The following is a 25,062-nucleotide window of genomic DNA, read 5'->3' as shown; positions in this document are numbered from 1 at the left end:
TACCCCTTTGTGGATGTTCTCTGCCACAGCGTCTTTGATGTGACTTTCACTACACCTTCAGTTCTACTACAATCCGCGAGCCCGTGCGTGGAGCGTTGCAGAGTATTTCGGCGCCGCCGGCAAATGTTTGCCGGCGGCGCAGATTGTTCACCTTTAGGCAAGGATTCCGACGGCGGATTCGGCCGCCGCCCTGACCTCGCCGGAGGCGACCAGCACATCGGCTGCTTCCAGTTCCGGTGAGAGGAACCTGTCGGCCCCCGGGCCCTCGACGACGCCGCGGAGCGCAGCGACCACCGCGGCGCCCGCCGGTCCCGGAGTCAGCTGGCCGCCGGAGAGCTGGGTGCGCATGTCGAGGGCGCGGGCGGACGTCACCAGTTCGATCGCCAGGACGCGGCGCAGGTTCTCGACGGACTTCCTGAGTTTCCGGGCGGCGTGCCAGCCCATGGACACATGGTCCTCCTGCATGGCGGAGCTCGGGATGGAGTCCACGGAAGCCGGCACCGCCAGCCGCTTGTTGTCCGAGACCAGCCCGGCCTGTGTGTACTGCGCGATCATGAGCCCCGAATCCACGCCGGGATCGGCGGCGAGGAATGCCGGAAGCCCGTGCGAACGCGCCGGATCCAGCATGCGGTCGGTGCGGCGCTCGGCGATGGAACTCAAATCGGCCACGGCGATCGCCAGGAAGTCGAGGACGTACGCCACGGGGGCACCGTGGAAGTTGCCGTTGGAGGTCACCCGGCCGTCCGGGAGGACCACGGGGTTGTCGATGGCCGCCGCCAGTTCGCGGGAAGCCACCAGGTCCGCGTGGTCCACGGTGTCGCGGACCGCGCCGGCAACCTGCGGTGCGCAGCGCAGCGAGTAGGCGTCCTGGACCCTGGAGTCGCCGACGCGGTGTGAGGCAACGATCGGGGAATTGGACAGCACGCGCAGCATGTTGTCCGCGCTGGCGGCCTGGCCGGGGTGCGGCCGCAGGGCCGCGTGCAGCTCGGGGAGGAACACCTGGTCCGTGCCGAGCAGCGCCTCGACGCTGAGAGCGGCGGTGATGTCCGCCGTCGTCAGCAACTGGCGGAGATCCGCGATGGCCATGAGGAGCATGCCCAGCATGCCCTCGGTGCCGTTCACGAGTGCCAGGCCCTCCTTCTCCGCCAGGACGACGGGCTCAATGCCGTGGTCGGCGAGGAGCTCGGACACGGGGCGGCAGTCCTTGCCGCCGTACAGCACGCCGTCGGGTCCGGTGGCTTCGCCTTCGCCCATGAGCACCAGGGCGCAATGCGAGAGCGGCGCGAGGTCGCCGGAGCAGCCCAGCGAGCCAAATTCGCGGACCACCGGGGTGATGCCGGCGTTGAGCACGTCCACCATCGTCTGCAGGACCACCGGGCGGACGCCGGTGCGGCCGGAGGCGAGGGTCTTGGCACGGAGGAACATGATGCCGCGGACCACTTCGCGTTCGACGGCCGGGCCCATGCCGGCGGCGTGGCTGCGGATGAGCGACTTCTGCAGCTGTGTGCGCAGCTCGTTGGGGATGTGCCGGTTGGCGAGGGCCCCGAAGCCCGTGGAGATGCCGTATGCGGGGACGTCGCTGGAGGCGAGTTCGTCGATGTGGGCGCGGACCTTGGCGACGGTGGCCAGCGCTTCCGGAGAGATGGCCACCTTGGCGTTGTGGCGTGCGACGGCGACAACGTCCTCGGGGGTGACCCCGCTGGAGCCGAGAGTAACGGTCAGCGGTTCGTGGGTGGTGAGAGTCATGATCCCTACTTAATTCTGGTGGTTGAGCCTGAGGACCGCTGGTTGAGCCTGTCGAACCTCGATCTCGACAAGCTCGACCAGCGGTTGGTTAGCGGTTTTCTTTCATGGGGATGCGGACGCCGCGTTCGTTGGCTATCTCGAGGGCGCGGTCGTAGCCGGCGTCGGCGTGGCGGATCACGCCCATGCCCGGGTCGTTGGTCAGGAGGCGCTCGAGTTTCTGCGCGGCGAGGTCGGTGCCGTCGGCCACGGAGACCTGGCCGGCGTGGATGGACCGGCCGATGCCGACGCCGCCGCCGTGGTGGATCGAGACCCAGGTCGCGCCCGAGGCGGTGTTGAGCAGCGCGTTCAGCAGCGGCCAGTCGGCAATCGCGTCGGAGCCGTCGGCCATGGCCTCGGTCTCGCGGTACGGGGAGGCGACGGAGCCGGAGTCGAGGTGGTCGCGGCCGATCACGATGGGCGCCTTGACCTTGCCCTCCTTGACCAGCCGGTTGAAGAGCAGGCCGGCCTTGGCGCGTTCGCCGTAGCCGAGCCAGCAGATCCGCGCCGGCAGGCCCTCGAACTCCACCCGTTCCTGCGCGGCGTCGATCCAGCGGTGCAGGTGCTTGTTCTCCGGGAAGAGCTCCTTGATCGCCGCATCGGTGACCGCGATGTCCTCCGGGTCCCCGGAGAGCGCGACCCAGCGGAACGGGCCCAGGCCCTCGCAGAACAGCGGCCGGATGTAGGCCGGGACGAACCCGGGGAACTCGAACGCCCGGTCATAGCCGCCCGTGCGGGCCTCGTCACGGATGGAGTTGCCGTAGTCGAAGACCTCGGCGCCGGCGTCCTGGAACTCCACCATGGCCTGGACCTGCTTCGCCATCGAGGCCTGGGCCTTCTTGGTGAACCCTTCCGGATCCGCCGCGGCCTCGGTGTGCCATTCGGCGACCGTGATGCCCTCGGGCAGGTAGGAGAGCGGGTCATGCGCACTGGTCTGGTCCGTGACGATGTCCACGGTCAGCTCCCCGGCATTGTGGCGGCGCAGGATCTCCGGGAAGACCTCCGCGGCGTTGCCCACATACCCGACCGACCAGCCGCGGCGCTCGGCCTTGGCCGCCAGGACCTTCGCGATCGCGGCGTCCAGGTCGGTCTCGACCTCGTCGAGGTAGCGCTTGCCGGCCCGGCGGCGCAGCCGGGTCTCGTCGACGTCGACAATCAGGCAGGCGCCCTCGTTCAGCGTGACGGCGAGCGGCTGGGCCCCGCCCATGCCGCCGCAACCGCCGGTGAGGGTCAGCGTGCCGGCCAGGGTGCCGTTCTCGTCCCCGGTGAGCTTGCGCGCGATCGCGGCGAAGGTCTCGAAGGTGCCCTGCAGGATGCCCTGGGTGCCGATATAGATCCAGGACCCGGCGGTCATCTGCCCGTACATCATCAGGCCCTCGGCCTCGAGCCGGCGGAACTCGGGCCAGTTCGCCCAATCCCCCACCAGGTTCGAGTTCGCCAGCAGCACCCGCGGCGCCCACTCGTTGGTCCGGAACACACCCACCGGCTTGCCGGACTGGACCAGCAGCGTCTCGTCCTTCTCCATGGTCTCCAGGGTGCGGGTGATCGCGTCGAACGCGGCCCAGGACCGGACCGCACGGCCGGTCCCGCCGTACACCACCAGGTCATCCGGGCGCTCGGCAACCTCCGGGTCCAGGTTGTTCATCAGCATCCGCAGCGGGGCTTCCGTCTGCCAGGACCTGGCGGTGAGCTCGGTACCGCGGGCAGCTTTGACCGGGCGGGCACCGGTGGTGAAATCGGCGGGTGCCATGAGGGGCTCCTTCGTGTGTTCAGTGGTTCGGGGAAGTGGTTCTGTATCAACTAAAGCCTGTCCCGGGCCCCGGAAACAGGGGGTTCAGGCCGGTGCTGTCCGGGATTCCAGACGCACCCCTCCCCCCGTTGCGCTATCACTCCCGGTGGCTAAAACGGGCGAATGACAGCCCAAAGTGATAGCTCAACCGGGGGTGGGGTTGTCAGGCGGGTTGCCGGCGGCCGTGGATGCGGACGGAGAGCTCGTCGGCGACCTTCTGCACGCGCGCGGCGAGCGCCGGCCACTGGTCAGCCGGGAGCTTGTCCTCGAGGAAGGTCACGGCGACTGCCGCCGTCGGCCATCCCAGGTGGTCCGTGACGGCGGCGGCGATGGAACCGAAGCCGGGCGTCACCTCGCCGTGTTCCGTGGCGTAGCCGCGCTGGCGGACCTGGTCCAGGTGCGAGGAGAGAGCCGAGTACTTCATGATGGCCCCCTCCACCTCGTGCCGGGCGCTGAACGCGGCGGCATTGGGATACAGCGCCCGGACCTGGGACTTGGGCAGCGCGGCGAGGATGGCCCGCCCGCTGGCGGTGAGGTGGCTCGGCAGCCGCACGCCGACGTCGGTCACGAGCGACGGCCGGTTCTTTGCGCGCTCCTCCACGATGTACAGCACGTCCCGACCGTGCAGCACCGCAAGGTGCGCGCTCTCGCCGATCGCGTCCACGAGGGAAGCGAGCACGGGCCGCCCCAGCCGGGACAGCGGCTCCTGCCGCGAGTAGGCGGAACTCAGTTCGAAGGCGCTGATGCCGAGGCCATAGCGCTGTTCCTCGTGCAGGTGCAGGACAAAGCCGTTGGCCTCCATCACCCCCAGGAGGTGGTAGACACTCGAACGCGGCAGTCCTAGCGCAGTGGCAATGTTCGACGCCGCCATCGGGCCCCGCCTTGAGGCCAGCAGTTTGAGGATCCTGAGGGTGTTTTCGGCCGCCGGCACCTTCGACGTCGCCTTTGCAGCCGCCTTCGGTGCCCGCACCGCTGCCTGCGGCGCCGGGGTGTCTGCCATTTTTCCTCCGTCGTTCCGGTCCCGTGCGGGGCTCGTGTCCGGGATACCGTACTTAAGCGTGCACCTTCGGGACTGACCTGCGGGTCGAAGCGAAGACCTACCTGTCCGGAATACCAGACAATTGCCGCATGTTCCACCGGCGGGCGCCGGAGGTAGCGTTAGGCATGGACTCACCGCTGGCTGGGAAAGTCGCCCTGGTTGCCGGTGCCACCCGCGGGGCCGGGCGAGGCACCGCTGTGGCGCTGGGCGAAGCAGGCGCCATCGTCTACTGCACAGGCCGCACCACCAAGGACCGCAGGTCCGCCTACAACCGCGCCGAAACCATCGAGGAGACGGCCGCGATGGTGACCTCCGCCGGCGGGACCGGCATCGCCGCCGCCGTCGACCACCTCAGTGCCGCAGAAGTGGAACAACTGATCCGCCGGATTGACGCCGAACGCGGGCGGCTGGACATCCTGGTCAACGACGTGTGGGGCGGCGAGAACCTCATCGAGTGGAATACGCCGCTGTGGGAGCACAACCTCGATGCCGGCCTGAAAATGCTGCACGGCGCCGTGGACACGCACCTGGTCACCAGTCATTTCGCGCTCCCCCTGCTCATCCGTCGCCCTGGCGGGCTCGTGGTGGAGATGACGGACGGGACCCGGGACTACAACGCGGCGCACTACCGGCTTTCCGCGTTCTACGACCTGGCAAAGTCCGCCGTCCTCCGCCTCGCCTTCAGCCAGGCCGAGGAGCTGAAACCTTTCGGATGCACGGCGCTGGCCCTCACGCCCGGGTGGATGCGCTCGGAAATGATGCTCGAACACTACGGCGTGACGGAAGCGAACTGGCGCGACGGGGCAGCAGTGAACCCGCACTTCGCCGCGATCTCCGAAAGCCCCCGCTTCGTCGGCCGTGCAGTGGCCGCACTGGCGGCGGACCCGGAACTGCATCTCCGCAACGGCGGCTCGTACTCCTCCGGCGGACTGGCCCGCGAGTATGGTTTCACCGATGTTGACGGCTCGCAGCCCGACTGCTGGCGGTACCTGGCCGTGGTCCATGATGCCGGACTTCCGGCGGATCCCGCCGGTTACCGCTGACGGCGCCAGCTCGCTCAGGTCAATGCCGACGGCGGCTACCGCCGGATATGGCTACCGTCGAACAGTCTGAAATTGAAGACACCGGTACGCCGTGAGGCTCATCACGTGTGCCCCGGAAATGGTCTGCTGGTAAGCGATCCCCCTCCCAAAGACGAGAAGGTATTCGTATGCAGCAAGCACCAGACGCCATCAAGACGGCACCCGCAGCCGCGATCCGGACGGCGACCGCCGCGGTGGAAACCGTCCTGACCCGCGGACTCAGCGTCCGGCACATCCGCTTCATGGCGCTGGGCTCGGCCATCGGCACGGGCCTGTTCTACGGATCCGCGTCCGCGATCCAGAAAGCCGGGCCCGCCGTGCTGTTCGCCTACATGATCGGCGGGGCCGCCGTCTTCATGGTGATGCGGGCGCTGGGCGAAATGGCAGTAAGGCACCCGGTGTCGGGCTCGTTCGGGCAGTACGCCAGCCGCTACCTCGGCCCCTTGGCGGGCTTCGTGACCGGCTGGACGTATGTGTTCGAGATGGCGATCGTTGCCATCGCCGATGTCACCGCCTTCAGTATCTACATGGGCTTCTGGTTCCCCGCCGTGGAGCGCTGGATCTGGGTCCTGGCCATCATCTTCCTCCTCGCGGCCCTGAACCTGCTGAGCGTGAAGGTGTTCGGCGAACTTGAGTTCTGGTTCACCCTGGTCAAGGTGGTGGCGATCATCGCGATGATCGCGGGCGGCGCGGCAATCCTCGCGTTCGGGTTCCAGGCCGGCGGGTCCTCGCCAGCGCCGGGCCTGGGCAACCTGGTGGAGCACGGCGGAATGTTCCCGCACGGATTCGAGGGGCTCCTGGCGTCCTTCGCCGTCGTGATGTTCGCCTTCGGCGGGATCGAAACCATTGGCATCACGGCCGGCGAAGCCGCCGACCCCAAGAAGGTGATTCCCCAGGCCGTCAACACGGTGCCTGTCCGCGTGCTGCTGTTCTACGTGCTCACCCTCGGCGTCCTCATGTCCCTCTTCCCGTGGAACGAGATCGGCAGCAACGGCAGCCCGTTCGTGCAGATCTTCAGCGGCCTGGGCATTCCGGCAGCACCCCACATCCTCAACGCCGTGGTCATCACCGCGGCCCTGTCGGCGATCAACAGTGACATTTTCGGCGCCGGCCGCATCCTGTTCGGCCTGGCCCGGCAGGGACACGCTCCGCAGAGCTTCGGCCGGGTATCGCGGCACGGCGTGCCCTGGATGACGGTGGTGATGATGGCCGGAATTCTCCTGGTGGGCGTTGTCCTGAATGCGGTCATCCCCGAGGACGTCTTCCTCCTGATCGCCTCAATCGCCACGTTCGCCACCGTCTGGGTGTGGGTCATGATCCTGGCCTCCCATGTGGCAATGAAGCGCGAGATCGCCCGCGACGGACTGCCTGCGTCGGAATTCCCGTCACCCTGGTGGCCGGCCGCCTCCGTGCTCAACATCGGCTTCATGGCCATGGTGATCGCCGTCCTGGGCATCTTCGAGGACACCCGCATAGCGCTGTACGTGGGCGCGGCCTGGCTGGCCCTGCTGTTCCTCGCCTACCGGCTCTGGGTCAAGGGGAACGGACGACGGCGGGCCCACCTTGAGGACGAAACTTCACCGCTGCCCGTAGTTCGGGGCTGACGGCGGGGATTCAAGGGCCGCCGGGCTGGCCGGACGCCGGGCTGGCCGGACGCCGGACTACTCTAGCCGGCATTCCCACTTCCAAGTACCGTCGGGGCCGAAATCGGGTACTTAACCGACTGTTACGCGAGTGATCAATGTGATAAATGGGGTAGATGTTACTCGTGTGATGGATGGGATTGCTTCGTACAGTTAACTCCACGGTGCCAGCCGGCCACGGGGACGATTCTCCGTTGTCAGACATTCCGGATCCGCGCCGCCAGTGAACCGACGATCGGTCACGCTGTGAAGGAGTGGTCACTGATGTTGAAAATCCCTGCCGGAGCCCCGGCTGACAGAACCCGAAGCGGCCGGCTCTCCGGTCTCCTAAGCCAGACCCTGCACCGTGCACGCACGGCGGGTGTGCCGTACAAGCTTGGCGACGTCCTCGTGGGCGATGATCCCTTCAACGGGAGGCACGAAGGCACCGTGGTGGTCAAAGACGGCCATTCGGTCGGGCTCCGGTCCTTGGGCCGGACGTATTTCTACGACTACCGGCAGCTGAGGCGGCCGGACTAGGCCCGGGAATGCGGCGTCAGTCCAGTCCACCCGACCGAGGAGCCCCGAAGCCATGTCCATCGCCAACTTACCCACCGCGTACCTCACCATTGCCGAAGTCGCCGCGGCCATGCGCCTCTCCAGGATGACCGTGTACCGCATGGTCAGGGCCGGAACGCTGGCGGCGGACCGCTTCGGCAAGTCGTACCGGGTCCCGGAATCGGCTGTCGAGGAGTACATCCGGCAGTCCGGCACCCCGGCCACTGGCGACACCGGCGACAGTGGGGACGCCGGGGATGGCTAAGGCCGGGGAGGTCCGGCGGGTGGCTGGCCGGGGCCGCCGGAGTTACGATCAGGCATGGTGCCTTTGACCAACCTGGTGGCTTTTGCCCTGGTCTCCGCGTTGCTGATAGCTGTCCCCGGACCGAGTGTCCTTTTCGTCATCGGGCGGTCCCTGGCTTTGGGCCGGCGGGGCGGCCTCCTCAGCGTTGCGGGAAATGCCGTAGGCGAACTGCTGCAGATCGCGGTGGTGGCGCTGGGCCTCGGCGTGGTGCTGGCACAGTCGGTGCTGCTGTTCACCGTCGTGAAATTCGCCGGAGCGGCCTACCTCATCTATCTGGGCATCCAGGCGGTCCGGCAACGCAAGGGGCGTTCGGCGGCGCGGGACGTGTCGCGTTCCGCCTCCACGCTGCGCATTCTCGGGGAAGGGTTCATCGTGGGAGCCACGAACCCCAAGTCCGTGGTGTTCTTCGTGGCCGTGCTCCCCCAGTTCGTGGACCACGCTGCCGGGGCCATTCCGCTCCAACTCGCCGTGCTGGGGGCCACGTTCCTTGCGATCGCCCTGATTTCGGACAGTGCCTGGGCCCTCGCCGCCGGCACCGCCCGGCAATGGTTCGCCCGTTCGCCCCGCCGCATCTCCGCAGTCAGCGCCACCGGCGGAGCCATGATGATAGCCCTGGGCGGCACCCTCGCCTTGACAGGCACCAAGACCTAGCGGGTTCCGACAGGCTCAACCGCCGGATCGCGTCAGCGGGTCCGCCCGGGTTTCGACAGGTTCAGCCACCGGGGCTAGCGAGCCGACCAGCCGCCGTCCATGGTGTAGCTGGCTCCGGTCACCATGCCGGCGGCGTTGGAGGCCAGCCACACCACGAGCGAGGCCACCTCCTCGGGCTCGACGAGCCGCTTGACCGCGGACTCGGTCAGCATGACCTTGGCCAGGACCTCCGACTCGGGAATTCCATGGACGCGCGCCTGGTCGACGATCTGTTTTTCCACGAGAGGCGTCCGCACGTACCCGGGATTGATGCAGTTCGATGTGACTCCGTGTTCGCCGCCCTCCAGCGCCGTGACCTTGCTCAGCCCTTCGAGCCCGTGCTTGGCCGAAACGTAGGCGCTCTTGAACGGGGAGGCCCGGATCCCGTGCACGGACGAGACGTTGATGATGCGGCCGAAACCGTTGGCGTACATGTGCGGCAACGCAGCCCGGATCAGCAGGAACGGCGCCTCGAGCATGAGCGAGATAATCTTGCGGAAGGCTTCCGGTTCGAACTCCTCGATGGGGCTGACCCGCTGGATTCCGGCGTTGTTGACCAGGATGTCGCAGTCCAGGCTCAGCGCGGCCAGGGCGTCCACGTCCAGGAGGTCCACCGCCCAGGCGGTGCCGCCTACCTCATCGGCGAGCGCCGCGGCCCCGGCTTCGTCCACGTCCGCCACCACCACTTTGGCTCCCCGGTCCGCGAGCGCGCGCACGCAGGCGGCACCTATTCCGCTGGCGCCGCCGGTTACCACTGCCTTGCGGCCGTTCAGTGTCTTCTCCATCCCAGGACCGCCTATCGAGTCGTGTGGCGCCGGGCCGGAGCGGTCGACAAGTCTGCGGCCGGGCACTGCCCCGCCGGCAAGGATGGATTCGCGTTCATGGTTGGCTCCTCAAGGTGTCCACGTTGACACGTGCTGCGCATTTCGGCGCATCCGGTTCACCTGAGTATTGCTGCAGAAAGAACGCGGTTCAATAACTAATCCGGCACTTGAGTCGTGCAAAATTGCAGATATGGATGCCAACCCGGATGATCTGCTGGTCCTGCTCGCCGTCTCGCGCTCGGCAAAATTCACGACGGCGGCGCAGGTTTTGGGCCTGAACCACACCACGGTTTCGCGCCGGATAGCAGCCTTGGAGAAGGCCCTGGGCGGGAGGGTCCTCTCCCGGGCGGCCGGCGGCTGGGAACTGACCGAACTGGGCGCGCAGGCCGTGGTGGTCGCGGAGCAGGTCGAAACTGCGGTGCGCGCGCTGGGACCGTCAGGCCGTGCGCCGGACCCCATCACCGGCGTCGTCCGCATGACCGCCACCGACGGTTTCAGCGCGTACATTGCCGCGCCGGCGGTGGCGCGGCTGCGGCGGAACCATCCGGGGCTCAGCGTGGAGATCGTCACTGTCACGAGGCGGGCGCTGCAGCAGCGCTCGGGGCTGGATATCGAGGTGGTGGTGGGCGAACCGCAGGTGCACCGGGCCGAAGCGTTCCGGCTGGGCGAATACGTCCTGGGCATGTACGCATCCCGGGCGTACCTGGAGGAGAACGGCATGCCCGACTCCGTGGAATCCCTGAGCACGCATCCGCTGGTGTACTTCGTGGACTCCATGCTGCAGGTGGACGACCTCGACGCTCCGCGGCGCCTGGTACCGGCCATGCGGGACGGAGTGAGCTCCACCAACGTGTTTGTGCATGTGGAGGCAACGCGGGCTGGCGCCGGCATCGGGTTCCTGCCGTGCTTCATGGCGGACCGGCATGACGACCTGGTCCGCCTGCTGCCCGGGGACATCGGCGAACGGCTGCCCTACTGGATGGTGCTGCGCCCCGACTCGATGCGCCGGCCGGCGGTCGCGGCCGTTGTGCAGGCAGTGCGGGAACAGACCGCGGCTCACCGGGAGTGGCTGCTGGGGCACGGCGGCGACTCAACTGCCGCACCGTAACTGCCCTGCTGCTCCCTCAAACCGCAGTCAGCGAGCAGGCGACGCCGGCTCCGGATCGTGGCGGACGCGCGCGCCGGCGGCGAAGGCGCGGACCTTCGCATCATTCCAAATGTGCGCTGGCACTGCCCCGCCCAGGAGGCGGCGCGCCAGCCCTGGATCGTCGTTGAAGGGCTCGTCGCTGCCGGCCATCACCATGTTGCCGTACCGGCGTCCCTTCAGCATGGCGGGATCCGCGATGATCACCGTGTGCTTAAATGAAGCCGCGATGGTGGCGGCATCCTCGCGCGCGTTTTTCAGGTCCGGTCCGTCCCCGGAGTTCACCACGTAGATGCCGCCGGGTGCCAGCACCCGGCGCACGTGGTCATTGAACTCCCCCGTGGTCAGGGGACGCGGCGTCAGGGCACCGGCGAAGACGTCGCGGATGATGAAGTCGCGGGTCTGCGGCGTCAGGGTCTCGGTGACGGCCCGGGCCTCGCCCACGCGCAGCCGCAGCAGCGGAGCCTTGGGGAGGTCGAACCAGCCGCGGACGTATTCGGCGAGCTTGCCGTCCAGTTCCACGACGACCTGCCGCGCCTCGGGATAGGCGGCGTGGAAGTATCGGGCCAGCGAACATGCCCCGCCGCCAAGATGCAGCCCGCGCAGTTTGGGCCGGGACTCGGTGGGCCAGCGCGACTCAATGAGGGCCGCCATCCACCGCATGTACTCGAACTCGAGGAACAGCGGGTCGGCGACGTCAATGTGCGAGCTCATGACCCCGTTAATGCGCAGGAGCCAGCCCGTGGAATTGTCCTGGTCCGCGATGAGTTCGCAGTCTCCGGTGTCGATGTAGTAGACGCCTTCAACGGGACCGTCAGGGCGGACGCCCCGCGGCAGCTCCACCACTCCGGGCCCAGAGTCGTCCGACTTTCTTCCCGACTTTCCGCGCCGTGCCATCAGTTCTCCGCCGCTTCCGTCATGCTTCAACCCTAGTTGACGGGGCACGCCCGCCGGGCCGGGCGGTGTCCGGCTGAACTGGGCCAGCTTTGGGCCGCATTGCCTCGGCGCCGCCGCGCCAATCAGACCTGCCCCGCCAAAACCGGGCCACTCCGGCAGAGCCCGCTAGGCGTCCGGCACGGAAGCGCCTTCTCCGCTGCGGATGCGCTGGACCACGGCCGTGGTGGAGCGCTCCGCCACATAGTCGAGGATGGAAACCCTGCCGCCGTAGGCCTCCACCGCCTCGGTTTCCGCCAGCATCTCGGGAGTGTAGTCGCCGCCCTTGGCGTAAACCTCCGGGCGCAGCCGCTCGATGAGCGGAATGGGCGTCGGGGTGTCAAAGACGGTGACGTAGTCCACGCAGCTCAACGCCGCGATCACGGCCGCCCGGTCCGCCACGCCGTTGATGGGCCGGCCGGGTCCTTTGAGTTTGCGCACCGAGTCGTCACTGTTCAGGGCCACTACCAGGATGTCCCCCAGCTGCTTTGCCTGGTTCAGGTAGCGCGTGTGTCCCCGGTGCAGCACATCGAAGCAGCCGTTGGTGAGGACCACGCGCTGCCCTTCACTTCGGTGTGCCCGCAGGTGCCGCTCCAGCTCGTCGGCGGTCAGGGCGGTGTCAGCGAAGCTTTCAAGGTAGCGCCCCAGTTCGTCCGTGCCGCACACCGAAGTGCCGGGATGATGGACCACCACATCGGCGGCGGCCTGGGCCAGGTCGAGGCTGGCCGTCAGCGGGAGCGAGGCGGCGCGGGCCAGGGTCAGGGCGGCAACAAAAGTATCCCCTGCTCCCGAGGCCTGCTTCTCTGCGACCGGCCGTGCCCAGGTCCGGTGCGAACTGCCGGTGGCCGGAATCAGGACGGTGCCGTCCCGGTCCAGGGTTACGACGACGGCGCGCGCCCCAGTTGAGTGCAGCAGCCGTCGCCCGTGCTTCGTGACCACGGCGGCACGTTCTGGCCCGGCCGGCAGCCGGAGGTCCAGCAGCCCGGCAGCCTCCTGCGCGTTGGGGGTCGCGAGGTCCGGCATGAGCTCCGCCCAGGGTCGGGGGTCGTGGGCGTCCACCACCACAAGCGTTTCCGGCCCCCGCCGGGCCAGGCAGTCGATGAGCCGACGGCGCACCGGCCCGGCCAGCACGCCTGTTCCGTAGTCGCAGATCACCACGGCGGCTTGGCGTTCGACGGCGGCAGGCACCGCTGCGGCCAGCGCGGCCAGGGCGTCGCCGGGGATGTCGCCCGCGGAGTCGTCGAAGCGCAACAGGACCTGCCCGCCGCTGCTGATCCTGACCTTCGTGGTGGTGACCATGTCCTGGTGCTCGCACAGCGGGCCGGCGTCTATGCCCGCGGCCAGCAGCTTCCGCTTCAGTTCCCCACCGGCGTCATCCCGGCCGATAATTCCGGCGACCCTGACCTCGGCCCCCAGCGCGGCCAGGTTCATGGCGGTGTTCGCTGCGCCACCCGGGGCAAAATCCCGGCGCTCGACGTCCACCACAGGAGCGGGCGCCTCGCGGCACATTCTGTCGATCGAACCCCGCCACCAGCCGTCAAGCATTAAATCGCCCACCACGGTTATGGCAGGGCGTTCCGCTGCGAGCCGACGCGGAAGCCAGGCGGCAAGACCCCGTTGCTCGGAAAGCTCCTGCCAGCCATCCCGGGCCGGGCCGCCGCTCACGGTTCGGCCTCTTCCGCCGGTGGTGCGGCCGGTGCCTGGGCAGCCTGGCCCGGCAGCGCCATTGCCGGCGGGGCTGCGCCGATGGGGTCCCGAATGGTGAGCTCGTCCGCCGCAGCGGCCACGATTGTCGATCGCATGGGGGGCTCCTCGTTGTGGGTTTCGCTGGGTCTTGGACGCCGCCTACTTCTGACGTCATCCGTACCCTCGCGCCGGCGGGTTTACACGCCGCCGCGGCAGTAGTTTCGGCGCTGGCGGCAGAGCGCCGACGCGCCGTATGGTGGCACCACGGACCGTACCCGCAGGACCTTGGTCCGCCCGGAAAGAGCCGAAGGGGCTGACGCCATGGGACACCTCAACGCCGATTTTGGCGGAGCACACATGACCGGGTTTGGAATTGGACCCGTGTTGGAGGAATTCACCGGGGTCTCGCGGATCGCCGTACTCCGCGGCGGCGGATTGGGCGATCTGATGTACGCCGTCCCGGCCGTCACGGCGTTGAAAGCGGCTTATCCGAAGTCCACGGTGACGCTGCTGGGCACGCCCATTCACGCCGAGCTTCTTGCCCAGGTTGAGAGTCCGGTGGATGAAACTGCCATCCTTCCGTTCGCGGAAGGTGTACGCCCCGGGCCCGTGATTGAGGAACATCAGGACGGGTTCATCGCCGCGATGCGCGCCCGAAATTTCGATCTCGCCGTCCAGCTGCATGGCGGCGGCCGCCATTCCAACCCCTTCCTGCTCCGGCTTGGCGCACGGCACACCGTGGGTGCCGGAACGCCGGACGCCGCCAGGCTGGAGCGCACCGTGCCCTACACGTATTACCAGCACGAGCCGCTGCGGGCGCTCGAAGTGGCGGGTTACGCCGGCGCGCCGCCGGTTGACCTCGAAGCCCGGCTGCGTCCCCGGCCGGAGTTCGAGAGGCAACTGGCCGTTAGCCTCGCGGGTGACACGCACACCGTGGTGGTGATCCACCCGGGCGCCACCGATCCCCGTCGGCGCTGGCCGGCCCAACGCTTCGCCGCCGTGGCCAGGCGGGCGGCCGACGACGGCTTCCGGGTTCTGGTAATCGGTGACCAGAGCGAACGGGAACTGGCAGAAACAGTGGTGGAACTCGCCGGCGGCCCTGTCCCGCCCGGAGCGGACGACGCGAGGGGCAGCAGTTCCGATCCGCCGGTGGCGTCGCTCGCCGGAAAACTGAGCCTGGGCGAGCTCGCGGGGCTGCTCGCCGGCTGCAGCGTGGTGGTGGCCAACGACAGCGGCCCCCGGCACTTGGCGCAGGCCCTGGGGACGCCGACGGTTGGCATCTTCTGGGCGGGCAATGCCATCAATGCCGCGCCGCTGGGCCGCAGCATGCACCGGATCCACCTTGGCTGGGCCACCCATTGCGCCGTGTGCGGGATCGACATCACCCAGGTGGGGTGGACCGCGCCGCGGTGCCGGCACGATGTGTCCACGGTGGAGACCGTGGCAGCCGACGCCGTCTACGAGGACGTCCTCCAGCTCACGGCCATGACCCCTCGTCCTCGTGGCAGATGAGCATCTCGCGTATTTCGCACCCGGCGGGCTGCGACAGCACGAAAAGGATGGCCTGTGCCACGTTGGCCGGATCGTTCAGGCGGGAATCGTCCTGCGGCTTGTATTGCTCGGCGCGGTCGTCGAAGAAGCGTGTCTTCATTCCGCCAGGGATCATGGTGGTCACGCCGATCTCCCCTCCCGTCTCGGCCGCAAGGGAATGGCTGAAGCCCACCACTCCGAACTTCGACGCGCAGTAGGCGCTGGCCTCGGGCAACGCCCTCTTGCCCAGCGTGGAGGCAACGGTGACAACCCTGCCCCGGGACTGTTTCAGGTAGGGCAGTGCCGCGCGCACCACTGATACCGTGCCCAGGAGGTTGACGCCGATGACCCGTTCCCATTCGTCGGCGGCCACGTCCTCGAGTTTTCCGCAGCGGTCGATCCCGGCGGCGGTGACCACGGCATCCAGGCCGTCGAGCGTTTCGGCGGCCTGCTGCACCGCCTCGCTCACCGCGGCCCGGTCGGACACGTCAACCTCGAAGGCCTTCGCCGCCGCGACGTTCCGGATGTCCCGGTCCAGCACCACCGGGGTTCCGCCCGCCTTCAGGACAGCGTCGACGACGGCGGCGCCCAGGCCCGAGGCCCCGCCGGTGACGAGCACCCGTCCGGGCCGGATTGAGATGTGGTTCATGGTGTTCCTTTCAGAAGGTCGGGTTCAGTGTTCGTGTGGTTCGCGTGGGCAGCCCTGGTTGCACGGCAGCTCAGCCAGTTGCCGGGTTGCGCCGGCCTCAGCTCACCTTGGCAAGCGCGTCCGCCAATACGGAGGTGGAGCGGGCCTGGTGGTAGGGCACGGTCACGCAGCGCCCGCCCCAGCTCGCAACGAGGTCCGCCTCAGGCAGCAGTGACACCCGGTAGTCTCCGCCCTTGACCCAGACGGCCGGCCGCAGCGCGTCGAGGCAGGCCTGCGGGGTGTCCTCCTCGAAAACCATCACAGCGTCCACGCATTCGAGGGCAAGGAGGAGCTCGGCCCTGTCCTGCTGGCTCACGATGGGCCTGGGTTCGCCCTTGATCCGGTGGACGGATGCGTCCGAGTTCAGGCAGACGATCAGGCAGTCGCCCAGGTCCCGGGCCGCCGCCAGGGTGCGGGCGTGGCCGGCATGCAGCAGGTCGAAGCAGCCCCCGGTCGCCACCACGGTTCCGCCGCTTGCCTGCACTCTCCGGGCCAGCGCGAGGGCGTCTTCGTCCCGGCTGTGGCGCCAGGCGGGACGGTGCCGGCTCGTAAGGTTCCCGCCGGAAGGGTCCCGGTCTGAAACGTAACTGTTGGAAAGGGCGGCCACTCCCCCGGCGGCCAGGAAGTCCGCGGCTTCGTGGATGGCCAGTTCGGCGGCGTCGTCGAGGCTGCGTCCCTCGGCAAGGCGGACGGCGAGGCTGGCCGCCAGCCGGTCCCCCGCCCCGCATGGATCGGCGACGTCGGCCGGCGGCGCCGGGATGGCCCGCGGCGGGCGGTTCGGCGGCCGCATCAGCAGGCCTCCCCGCTCGCCCATGGTCACCAGAACGGCTTGGCTCCCCCAGCGTTCCAGGAGGACGTTGCCCGCCTCGGCGATTTCAGCAGGTGTCACCGCTCGGGTGCCAGCGGCTTTGGCCGCTTCGGCCAGATTCGGCGTGGCCACCGCTATGCCTGGCACCGGCACGGCACCGGAGGGATGCGGATCCCACACGATCGGAATGTCATCGGCGAGGTCGCCGAGGAGGGTCCGGAGCTCCGGGTTGGCGGCCAGGCCCCGGCCGTAATCGGCCACAACGATCGCGTCGGAGTCCTCGAGGGCCCGCAGCATGGCCGGCGTCACCCCGGGCACGTCCGGACGGCCGCAGGCCTCGTCGACCCGGAGCAGAGGGTAGCGGCCCGCCCGGATGCGGGTCTTCACCGGTGTGCGTGCGCCGGACGGTCCGGCCACCACCGTCAGGCCGGCGAGCGTTCCCGCCAGTTCCAGCGATGCGTCGTCGGAGAGGACGGTCACGAGCGTGACGCGGTGTCCGTCCCGGGCGAGCATCCGGGCCACCAGGCCGGCGCCGCCGGCTCGCCGTCGGGCATCGGTAAGGTCCACCACGGGCACGGGCGCGTCCGGGCACAACCGGGTTGCTTCGCCGGTCAGGTCCACGTCCAGCAGCACGTCTCCCACCACGGTGATCCTCATCAGCGGCCACCCCCGGAACCGTCCATGGGCCGGCCGCGGCGAGCGACCTCCGCCTCGAACGCGCGGCACATCGCGTGGAGGGCGATGAGGTGGCCTTCCTGCGCGTTCGCCGAGACCGCGTCGACGGCCACGGCGTCATCGCAGCAGGAGGCCAGCGGATTCGGCGCCGGGCCAGTGAGCGCCCAGGTGGTTACGTTGAGCCGGGAAGCGGCTTCCACAGCGCGCAGCAGGTTAGGGCTCTGGCCGCTCGTGGAGAGAAGCAACAGGATGTCGCCGGACCTGCCGTGCGCGCGGACCTGCCGGGCGAACACTTCGGCGTACCCGTAGTCGTTGGCGACGGCCGTTACCGCGGAACTCTCCGCGTGCAGCGAGATGGCGGAAAAGGGCACCCGTTCGCCGTCGAACCTGCCCACGAGCTCGGCCGTCAGGTGCTGGGCCTCGGCAGCGGAGCCGCCGTTGCCCGCAGCCAGCAGCCGCTGCCCGCTGAGCAGCCGCTGAGCCAGCTGCACGCCCCATGCCGCCAGGCGGTCGGCCTGGCTTTCGAGTGACCGAAGGGCGGGCAGGACGTTTGCCAGGTGCGCCCTGACGGCCTCCCGCGACCCAATCGGGACGCCTGTGCCGGTGCCGGCGTCACGCCGGCCCGGCGCGACGGCCGGCGGCCCGGACGCCGCCGGCGCTCCAAAGGCCGCCGCCGTTCCGGCGTTCACGGACAACGGAGGAAGTTCGGCTTCCCGCAAGGACCATTCCGTCGTCACAGCGCCGCTCCTTCCATCGGTTCCAGCCTGGCGGCGCCGGCCATTCCAGCGATGGCCAGCCGGTAGGCCTTTTCGGTTTCCTCGGCCACGCGGTTCCAGGAATACCGGGCCCGTGCCCGCCGCTCCCCCGCCCGGCCCAGCTTGGTGCGGAGCCGGGGGCTGGCAAGAAGCGCAGCCAGCGCCCCTGCTATGGCCTCGGGGTTCCTGGGCGGCACGTGGAGGCCGGTTCCGCGGTCCACAACACTGTCCGTCAACCCGCCAACCGCGGCAGCGACCACCGGGATTCCGCAGGCCATGGCTTCAAGCGGAACGATGCCGAACGGCTCGTACCAGGGGGTGCACGCCACGGCGTCTGCGCTCCGGAAGATGCCCGGCATGGCGTCCCTCGGGACCTGCCCGCGCAGTTCCACCTGGCCGGCTACGCCCAGGCTGCGGGCGAGTTCGACCAACCTGCGGGCCTCGGGATCCCGGCCTCCGGTGCCGCCGCCGCCCACAATCAGAAGCTCGACGTCGGCGAACCCCAAGTCCTTCAAATGGGGCAGGGAGCGGATCACCAGGTCAACGCCTTTGCGGGGAACCAGCCGGCCCACCGAAAGGATGCGGTGCGCCCGGCGCTTGGCGTCGGCCGGGCCCTCACTGGAGAAGAGTTCCAGGTCGACGCCGCACGGGGCGATTGATACCGTGCGCGTGTCAATGCCCATGGCTTTCAGTTCGAAGGCTTCGTCGGAACAGGTGGCGATGATGCGGTCTGCCGCCCGGCCAAGGGACGGCTCAAGGAAGCGGCGTTCGGGCGGGCTCGTGTCATCAGCGCCCTGATGGCGGCGCTTGACAGTGCCCAGCGCGTGGAACGTCTGCACCACGGGAACCCCGGAACCGGCCGGCCCGCGGCGCGCGGCGTCAAGGGCGGCGACGCCCGACATCCAGAAATGTGCGTGGACCACATCAGGTGCGGCCTCCGCCCAGTCCTCCGCTATCCCGTCCGCGAGAGCGCCCATGAAGGGCAGCAGATCGTCCTTGGGTACATAGGCGGCCGGGCCGGCATCGACGTGGACCACCTCCAGCCCGGGCTGCACGCGAACCCGCGTGGGCAAGTCCGGTGCATCGCGCCTCGTGTACACCGTGACGCGGTGCCCGCGCCTGGCCAGCGCACCGGACAGCGCCGCAACGTGGACGTTCTGGCCGCCCGCGTCCACTCCGCCGAGCGCGGCAAGCGGGCTGGCGTGTTCTGAAATCATGGAGATCCTCACGTGGCATTCCTCTCTCGCGCCGGGGCAAGGGCCACCGGTCCGGGCCCCTTCAAAGACCCGTTCCGTGTCCGGCTCCCCAGCGCGGCCAGCATTTCGTCCCAGTCCGCCAGGAACCGGTCAAGACCGTAGCGTTCCAACACCGCTTCCCGTGCCGCCATGCCGCGCCGGCGGGCCTCCTCCGGATCGTTGACGAGCAGCGTGGCGCACCGGAGGAGCTCCTCAACGCTGGTCGAGATGGCGCCCGCCTCCGGTGGCACGGCCCTCGCCGCTTCGGTGGTGGCCAGGGCCAGCACCGGCATGCCCAGGTGCATCGCCTCCAGCAGCGCCAGGCCCAGCGACGTCCAGCGCAGCGGATGCAGGTATACCCGGCAGCAGGCGAGTTCCCGGTGCAGCTCTCCGGTCGGGAGGTCTCCCCGGACCCTGAGCCGCGACGGCGGGATGCCGCTAGTGGCCGGAAGCCCGGCGCCGCCCATCCCGAAGACCTGGAGCGGTGCCGCTGCCGCAAATCGGGGCAGCAGGTCCGTGCCGGTCACGCGCCCCCGGCGGACCGGTTCGTTCACCACCACGCCGAGCTCCGCGAGTTCGCCGCTGTAGAGGTAGCCCGGATCCGCGATGCCGTGCTCGATGACGGTGGTGGGGGCCCTGCCGCTGTCCCAGAAGAGCCCGTTGAAGTGCGTCACGTGGACAAGCGGTATCTCCCGCTGCTCAGCGAGCGGATGCTGGGTGAACGGGATATCTCCCTTGGGCGTGTTGTGTTCCACGAAGACGGCCGGCAGGTCGACGCCGGGTCGCCGCCGCAGGACCCGCCGCACCTCGTCTGCCTCCCCGGGGCGTTGGAGGACGACGGCGTCAACGCTGTCCGCGTCCAGCTCCGCCAGCGCCACCTCCCGCACTGACGCGGGCCAGTTCCTGCCGGCCCGTCCGAGGCCCCACGGACCGCCTTCGGGCAGGACGGGCAGCAGGTACTCGTGTCTGCCGCGGACGAACGCGTCCGTCCATGACCCGTGGACGTGCCATAGGAGGACTCTCACGGCCGGCGAACCTTTCTCCGGGTGCTGAGCGAGGACACTCCGCGCAGCAGGCGCTCGACCGCGTCAACCACGTTTTCCGGGGAAACCGACCCCAGGCACGGGTGCCCCGGCACCGGACACTCGCGTGCCCGGCTGAGCCTGCACGGCGCGTTCTGGTCGCCGAGCAGTTCCAGCGGAACGCCGTACGGCGCCCACCGGATGGCCGGCACAACCGGTGCGAAGAGGCTCACCACGGGGGTTCCGACTGCGGCCGCCAGATGCGCGGGGCCGGTGTTTCCGGCGACCACCACCCCGGCGTTGGCCAGGACTCCGGCGAGGGCAGCCAGGCCGGTACGACCGCCCAGATCGATCGCCGACCGTCCCGCCACGATGGCGGTGAGCTGCTGCTCGCCGGGCCCTCCGGTCACTACTACCCGGTGACCGGCCCGTTCGAGCAGTTCCACGGCAGCCGCATGATGCAGCGGCGGCCAGGACCGCGCCGCTACTGTTGCGCCCGGATGCACCACGACGTAGGGGTCGCTCCCCACCAGGTCCCGGACGTCCGGTGGCTCCTTCACCATGAGCTTGCCGTCGTCGCCGGGCCCCAGACGAAATCCGGCAGCCAGGGCGATGCCCAGCGCGCGCACAGGCTCGGGCTGGTCTTCGGGGAAGTCTTCTCCGGGCTTCAGCCGGACGTCGAGCAGCGATCCGGCGTAGTCCGTCGAGGCACCCGTGATGCGCTCCACCCCGGCCAGCCGGAGCAGGAGCGCCAGCGGAAGCGGGGACTGATGGAAGGAGGTGAGGATGACCGCCTCGATGATCCTGGAATTGCGGACATAGTCCACCAGGGTGTCCACGTGGGGACCCGTCAGACGCGGCGCGGGATTACTGATCCAGGGGCCGTCCCACGCGAAAATATCGGAGACTTGGGGCAGCAGCCAAGCCGCGGACTTTCCCTGCGCTCCGCAGAGCACGACGACGTCGTTGGGACTGCCGCCGTCGGCCCGCCGTCCGTGGGCCACTGCCCGGACGGCGGGTCCCGCCAACAGGACATCGCCCACGCTGTCCAGCCGGGCCACCAGCACCCTGCTCACAGCGGATCCGCGAGCAACAGGGCGACGGCGTGCGCCAGATCGTGGGCGACCTCGCGGGCGGCGGCGATTTCCTCGGCCCGTGTCAGCGGAGTGGGAACCAGGACACCCCGGGCTCCGGCCGCCCGTGCCGCCTCGATGTCGCTGCCGATGTCGCCGATGAACGCCGCCTCCGAGGGGTCAATGCCCAGCCGGCTGCACGCGCTGCGGATCATTCCGGGGGCCGGTTTGCGGCAGGGGCAGCCGTCCTCGGCGGCATGCGGGCAGACTTCCCAGACGTCGAAGGGGCCGAGCAGTTGCTCCACCCTCGCGTTCACGCTTTCGACCTGCCGGCTGGTCAGGATGCCCCGGGCGATGCCGGACTGGTTGCTCAGCACACCGGTTGCCAGGCCGCGGCTGCGCACGGCGTCGAGCCCGTCACGCGCCGCGGGGAACGGCTCCACCCTAAGGGGATCGCCGTTGTAGGGCACGTCCACAACCAAGGTTCCGTCCCGGTCGAACAGCACGGCTTTGAGTGGGGAAGCATTGCCTGCCATACCCCCTCCGTTCCCCGTCCGGGCTGGGCCTAAACAGCCTGCGGGACACTTCTTCGGGCTAGACTCCTCGGCAGGCGGCCCGCCCGGGCTGTCGGCGGCGAAGGAGGCCAAGCGGTGGAGGCGTCGAACAGCGGCCCGGACCGGCCGCTGCTGCTGGTACTGAGGGCACTGAAGCTGGGCGACCTGCTGGTCGCTGTGCCGGCGCTCCGTGCGCTGCAGCGGGCCTACCCTGACCACCGGCTGGTGTACGCCGCTCAGGGCTGGCTGGAGGAGGCACTGGAACTGGTGGGCGGGTACGAACTGCTGCCCACGCACGGACTGGACGTCCCGATTCCCATCGAACCCGGCCGGGTTGACGTGGCGGTGAACCTCCACGGCTGCGGGCCGGAGAGTGAAGCGCGCCTCTCGGCCCTGGCGGCACACACGGTAATCGGACACCGGACCGCGGCCAGGCCGGGCCCGCGGTGGGTCGACGGGATCCACGAGCGCGAGCGGTGGACCCGGCTGCTCCGGTGGCACGGCATCGAAGCCGACTCCGCCGACTACAGGCTTCACCCTCCGGCGGTGGCCAGCCCCTGCCCGGGTGCAACGGTCCTGCACGTCGGCGCCGCGTACGGCAGCCGGCTGTGGCCCGGGGAGCGCTTCGCCGGGGTCGCCAGGAAGCTGGCCGCGGAAGGGCACCAGATAGTCTTCACCGGCAGCACCGCGGAGCGTCAGCGGGCAGTCGAGGTGGCACACATGGCGGGACTCGGTGAAGACGTCGTTTTGGCGGGCCGTCTTCGGCTGTCCGAATTTGCGGCCTGCATTGGGGAAGCCGGGCTGGTGATCTCAGCGGACACCGGCGCGGCCCACCTTGCCTCCGCCTACTCCCGGCCCTCGGTAGTGCTGTTCGGCCCCGCGCCGGCGGAGGCCTGGGGCCCGCCGCCGGGCCCGCACGTTGTGCTTACCGATGCCCGGGTCCGCCGGGGCGACGCGTTCGCAGCCACACCGGACCCCGCGTTGCTGGCGGTGACCGTGCAGGATGTGCTTGCGGCGGCGCGCGAGCTCCGGCCGGCCTGATCGTCCTCTGCCAGCAGCCTGCGCTGCAGCCGCACGAGGATGCGCGCCAGGCGCCGCGATACCTGCATCTGGGAGATCCCGAACCGCCTGCCGAGATCAGCCTGGGTCACCTCCTCGAAATACCGCAAATACAGCAGTTCGCGGTCGTCGGGGTCAAGCTCCAGGATCGCCTCGTTCAGGCAGAGCAGGTCCTCCAGATGCTCGATCGGTGCCTCGGGCGAGACCAACACTTCCGCCATCGACGGACCGCCCCAAGGATCGGCGGTGTCCAGCGAATACGGATGCATGCTGCTGGCCGCCGCGTGGGCCTCCCGGACGTCCTCCGGGCTGACGCCGAGTTCGTGCGCCAGTTCCTCGGTTGAAGGAACGCGGCCGAGTGCCTGGGTAAGGTCCGGCACGGTGCGAAGCAATTGCGTCCGCACGTCCTGGACGCGCCGCGGGGGCCGCACGGTCCAGCAGCGGTCCCTCAGAAACCGCTTCAGTTCACCGCTGATGGTCGGGGCGGCGTACGCCGGAAAGCTCTCGCCCTTTTCCTTGTCGAAGCCCCTGGCTGCCTTGATCAGCCCCAGGTACGCGACCTGGACCAGATCGGAGCGCTCCCTGCCGCGCGCGGCAAAGCGTGACGCTAGGGACTCGGCAAGGTCGAGGTAGTTCAGCACCAGCTCATTTTGGACGGCGTCATGGACGCCGCCCGCCCCCGGGGCAGGATGCCTGTCACGACGCTCAGCGGACCGGGCGCCGGCGCCGTCGTAGTGGAGATCTGCAGTGGGCACCGGTGTCACGGTCACGGCCATTAGTGGAGGATTCTCTGGCATTGTCGTCGGATTCCTTCGACCTGGATCTCTAGAAAGCCTGCGGCAAGACTTAGGAGAAGGAAATCATAAGTGTACTTATAAAACAACGGTCCCATGCATCCCGGGCAAGCCCCCTCGGAACAGTCACATACTGATTTGCGGCTCATAATGCCCAAAAGAACCGCAAATAGGGGAATATGGGAGCATGCCGAAATTTCGAGTGTCAGAAGCAGCGCGTTTTCTCGGGGTCAGTGACGACACCGTACGGCGCTGGACGGAGAGCGGGATCCTGACGCCGGGCAAGGATGAGTCCGGCCGCCTGGCCGTGGATGGACTGGAACTCGCCCACCTCGCCCGCGACCAGGCGCAGCTGCCCGGGGACCCCACCCGCGTGGGCAGCTCGGCCCGCAACCGCTTCGTCGGCCTTGTCACCGGCATCACGGCCGACAAAGTCATGGCGCAGGTCGAGCTTCAATGCGGCCCGTTCCGCGTTGTGTCCCTCATGAGCAGCGAGGCCGTGCGGGAACTCGGGCTTGAGCTCGGATCCGTCGCTACCGCCGTCGTCAAAGCCACCACCGTCATCATCGAAACACCCCGAGGAAAGAGCATCGTATGAGGATCACCCGCACACGGCTCGCCGCAGTGCTGGCCGCCGGCGCGCTGGCCGCGGGCCTGTCCGGCTGCGCCTCCGGCACTACGAGCCCGGCTGCGGGCGGCTCGGCCAACGCCAGCGAGGCCGCCCGAAAGTCCGGCACCATCACTGTCTTCGCCGCGGCGTCCCTGAAGTCGACCTTCACCAAGCTGGCCAGCGACTTCGAGGTCAAGAACCCCGGGACCAAAATCACGCTGAACTTCGCCGGATCCTCGGACCTGGTCACGCAGATCAGCCAGGGCGCCCCGGCCGACGTCTTCGCTTCCGCCGACACGAAGAATATGACCAAGCTTTCCGAGGCGAAACTCATCGACGGGACCGCCAGCAACTTCGCCACGAACGTCCTCGAGATCGCCGTCCCGCCGGCCAACCCGGCGTCGATCAGCTCCTTTGCCGATCTGGCCAAGCCGGGGGTGAAGGTGGTCGTCTGCGCCCCCCAGGTCCCGTGTGGCGCTGCCACCGACAAGGTCGAACAGGCTACCGGCACTACCCTGGAGCCGGTCAGCGAAGAGTCCTCCGTCACCGACGTCCTGGGCAAGGTCACCTCCGGCGAGGCTGATGCCGGGCTCGTCTACGTGACCGATGTGACAACCGCCGGCGGCAAGGTCAAGGGCATCCCTTTCGCCGAGTCGGGCAAGGCCGTGAACACGTACCCGATCGCCACCGTCGGCGCGAGCAAGAACAAGGACCTGGCCGCCGCCTTTATCGCCATGGTCACCGGCAGCGAGGGCAAGAAAGTGCTGAACGACGCCGGATTCGGCACCCCCTAATTCGGCACCCCG

24 protein-coding genes and 1 pseudogene are annotated in these 25,062 nt (G+C 68.9%); 10 read left to right on the top strand and 15 right to left on the bottom strand.

Annotation, left to right across the window (positions count from 1 at the left end):
• Positions 1-153: 153 nt before the first annotated feature.
• The 3 genes from hutH to ABFP37_RS12050 all read right to left on the bottom strand — a co-directional run bounded on the left by hutH (position 154) and on the right by ABFP37_RS12050 (position 4,571).
• On the bottom strand, positions 154-1,746 hold the full coding sequence (hutH, locus tag ABFP37_RS12060; RefSeq protein WP_078029133.1) for a histidine ammonia-lyase: 1,593 nt from the start codon (positions 1,744-1,746) through the stop codon (positions 154-156).
• Between the two features lie 88 nt (positions 1,747-1,834).
• Positions 1,835-3,532, bottom strand: a complete 1,698-nt coding sequence (locus tag ABFP37_RS12055; RefSeq protein WP_078029132.1) for a urocanate hydratase — start codon at positions 3,530-3,532, stop codon at positions 1,835-1,837.
• A gap of 202 nt (positions 3,533-3,734) precedes the next feature.
• Entirely contained in the window at positions 3,735-4,571 is an 837-nt protein-coding gene (locus tag ABFP37_RS12050; protein WP_078029131.1) for an IclR family transcriptional regulator, read from the bottom strand.
• A 164-nt stretch (positions 4,572-4,735) separates the two neighbouring features.
• Here ABFP37_RS12050 and ABFP37_RS12045 point away from each other — a divergent pair, with 164 nt between their 5' ends.
• The 5 genes from ABFP37_RS12045 (at position 4,736) to ABFP37_RS12025 (ending at position 8,827) form a co-directional block, all read left to right on the top strand.
• A complete protein-coding gene (locus tag ABFP37_RS12045) occupies positions 4,736-5,653 on the top strand; it encodes an SDR family oxidoreductase (protein WP_347033705.1) in 918 nt (305 codons plus the stop codon).
• Positions 5,654-5,934: 281 nt separating this feature from the next.
• Entirely contained in the window at positions 5,935-7,296 is a 1,362-nt protein-coding gene (locus tag ABFP37_RS12040) for an amino acid permease (protein WP_347033758.1), read from the top strand.
• Positions 7,297-7,599: 303 nt separating this feature from the next.
• Positions 7,600-7,854 (top strand): hypothetical protein, encoded by a 255-nt coding sequence (locus ABFP37_RS12035; protein WP_347033704.1) that lies wholly within the window; start codon positions 7,600-7,602, stop codon positions 7,852-7,854.
• A gap of 52 nt (positions 7,855-7,906) precedes the next feature.
• Complete coding sequence (locus ABFP37_RS12030; RefSeq protein ID WP_347033703.1) at positions 7,907-8,137, top strand: helix-turn-helix domain-containing protein; 231 nt, start codon at positions 7,907-7,909, stop codon at positions 8,135-8,137.
• Between the two features lie 54 nt (positions 8,138-8,191).
• Entirely contained in the window at positions 8,192-8,827 is a 636-nt protein-coding gene (locus ABFP37_RS12025) for a LysE family translocator (protein WP_078029127.1), read from the top strand.
• Between the two features lie 74 nt (positions 8,828-8,901).
• Here ABFP37_RS12025 and ABFP37_RS12020 read toward each other — a convergent pair whose 3' ends face one another.
• Positions 8,902-9,651, bottom strand: coding sequence for a 3-hydroxybutyrate dehydrogenase (locus tag ABFP37_RS12020; RefSeq protein WP_078029126.1), 750 nt, complete (start codon positions 9,649-9,651; stop codon positions 8,902-8,904).
• 229 nt (positions 9,652-9,880) lie between these two features.
• On the opposite strand from ABFP37_RS12020, the gene ABFP37_RS12015 reads away from it, so the two are divergent.
• A complete protein-coding gene (locus ABFP37_RS12015; protein ID WP_078029125.1) occupies positions 9,881-10,798 on the top strand; it encodes a LysR family transcriptional regulator in 918 nt (305 codons plus the stop codon).
• Positions 10,799-10,825: 27 nt separating this feature from the next.
• Here ABFP37_RS12015 and ABFP37_RS12010 read toward each other — a convergent pair whose 3' ends face one another.
• The 3 genes from ABFP37_RS12010 to ABFP37_RS12000 all read right to left on the bottom strand — a co-directional run bounded on the left by ABFP37_RS12010 (position 10,826) and on the right by ABFP37_RS12000 (position 13,569).
• Positions 10,826-11,731 (bottom strand): fused MFS/spermidine synthase, encoded by a 906-nt coding sequence (locus ABFP37_RS12010; protein WP_078029124.1) that lies wholly within the window; start codon positions 11,729-11,731, stop codon positions 10,826-10,828.
• A gap of 165 nt (positions 11,732-11,896) precedes the next feature.
• On the bottom strand, positions 11,897-13,432 hold the full coding sequence (rfaE2, locus tag ABFP37_RS12005) for a D-glycero-beta-D-manno-heptose 1-phosphate adenylyltransferase (protein ID WP_347033702.1): 1,536 nt from the start codon (positions 13,430-13,432) through the stop codon (positions 11,897-11,899).
• On the bottom strand, positions 13,429-13,569 hold the full coding sequence (locus tag ABFP37_RS12000; protein WP_347033701.1) for a hypothetical protein: 141 nt from the start codon (positions 13,567-13,569) through the stop codon (positions 13,429-13,431). The genes rfaE2 and ABFP37_RS12000 overlap by 4 nt, the downstream gene beginning before the upstream one ends.
• A 241-nt stretch (positions 13,570-13,810) precedes the next feature.
• Between ABFP37_RS12000 and ABFP37_RS11995 the strand changes: the two genes are divergently transcribed.
• Entirely contained in the window at positions 13,811-14,965 is a 1,155-nt protein-coding gene (locus ABFP37_RS11995; protein ID WP_347033700.1) for a glycosyltransferase family 9 protein, read from the top strand.
• On the opposite strand, the gene ABFP37_RS11990 is transcribed toward ABFP37_RS11995, so the two are convergent.
• From ABFP37_RS11990 to ABFP37_RS11960, 7 genes are all read right to left on the bottom strand, one after another.
• Positions 14,931-15,632, bottom strand: a complete 702-nt coding sequence (locus tag ABFP37_RS11990; RefSeq protein WP_078029121.1) for an SDR family oxidoreductase — start codon at positions 15,630-15,632, stop codon at positions 14,931-14,933. The two genes, ABFP37_RS11995 and ABFP37_RS11990, sit on opposite strands and share 35 nt — an antisense overlap.
• Before the next feature lie 97 nt (positions 15,633-15,729).
• Complete coding sequence (locus ABFP37_RS11985) at positions 15,730-17,136, bottom strand: PfkB family carbohydrate kinase (protein WP_347033699.1); 1,407 nt, start codon at positions 17,134-17,136, stop codon at positions 15,730-15,732.
• A complete protein-coding gene (locus ABFP37_RS11980) occupies positions 17,136-17,891 on the bottom strand; it encodes an SIS domain-containing protein (RefSeq protein WP_078029120.1) in 756 nt (251 codons plus the stop codon). Before ABFP37_RS11980 ends, ABFP37_RS11985 begins: the two co-directional genes overlap by 1 nt.
• Complete coding sequence (locus ABFP37_RS11975) at positions 17,888-19,126, bottom strand: glycosyltransferase (RefSeq protein WP_347033698.1); 1,239 nt, start codon at positions 19,124-19,126, stop codon at positions 17,888-17,890. The genes ABFP37_RS11980 and ABFP37_RS11975 overlap by 4 nt, the downstream gene beginning before the upstream one ends.
• Positions 19,127-19,134: 8 nt before the next feature.
• Positions 19,135-20,169 carry a glycosyltransferase gene (locus ABFP37_RS11970; protein WP_078029118.1) on the bottom strand — a complete coding sequence of 345 codons (1,035 nt, stop codon included), beginning with the start codon at positions 20,167-20,169 and terminating at the stop codon, positions 19,135-19,137.
• Positions 20,166-21,242: a glycosyltransferase family 9 protein gene (locus ABFP37_RS11965; RefSeq protein ID WP_144275846.1), complete on the bottom strand. Its 1,077-nt coding sequence runs from the start codon at positions 21,240-21,242 to the stop codon at positions 20,166-20,168. The genes ABFP37_RS11970 and ABFP37_RS11965 overlap by 4 nt, the downstream gene beginning before the upstream one ends.
• Positions 21,239-21,775, bottom strand: coding sequence for an HAD-IIIA family hydrolase (locus ABFP37_RS11960; RefSeq protein WP_078029117.1), 537 nt, complete (start codon positions 21,773-21,775; stop codon positions 21,239-21,241). The genes ABFP37_RS11965 and ABFP37_RS11960 overlap by 4 nt, the downstream gene beginning before the upstream one ends.
• 114 nt (positions 21,776-21,889) lie before the next feature.
• On the opposite strand from ABFP37_RS11960, the gene ABFP37_RS11955 reads away from it, so the two are divergent.
• Positions 21,890-22,834 (top strand): glycosyltransferase family 9 protein, encoded by a 945-nt coding sequence (locus ABFP37_RS11955; RefSeq protein WP_078029116.1) that lies wholly within the window; start codon positions 21,890-21,892, stop codon positions 22,832-22,834.
• Positions 22,835-22,860: 26 nt separating this feature from the next.
• Here the strand turns inward: ABFP37_RS11955 and ABFP37_RS11950 are convergent.
• Positions 22,861-23,628: pseudogene (locus ABFP37_RS11950) on the bottom strand (sigma-70 family RNA polymerase sigma factor); the annotation flags it as partial.
• Positions 23,629-23,848: 220 nt separating this feature from the next.
• On the opposite strand from ABFP37_RS11950, the gene ABFP37_RS11945 reads away from it, so the two are divergent.
• On the top strand, positions 23,849-24,244 hold the full coding sequence (locus ABFP37_RS11945; RefSeq protein ID WP_347033697.1) for a TOBE domain-containing protein: 396 nt from the start codon (positions 23,849-23,851) through the stop codon (positions 24,242-24,244).
• Positions 24,241-25,050: a molybdate ABC transporter substrate-binding protein gene (gene modA, locus ABFP37_RS11940; RefSeq protein WP_078029113.1), complete on the top strand. Its 810-nt coding sequence runs from the start codon at positions 24,241-24,243 to the stop codon at positions 25,048-25,050. Before ABFP37_RS11945 ends, modA begins: the two co-directional genes overlap by 4 nt.
• Positions 25,051-25,062: the final 12 nt, after the last annotated feature.

Origin of the sequence: Burkholderia sp. RS01 (assembly GCF_039748055.1) — a bacterium.
Taxonomy (GTDB): domain Bacteria; phylum Actinomycetota; class Actinomycetes; order Actinomycetales; family Micrococcaceae; genus Arthrobacter.
The sequence above is the reverse complement of the archived record's forward strand: the minus strand, read 5'-3'. Positions and strand labels throughout refer to the sequence as shown.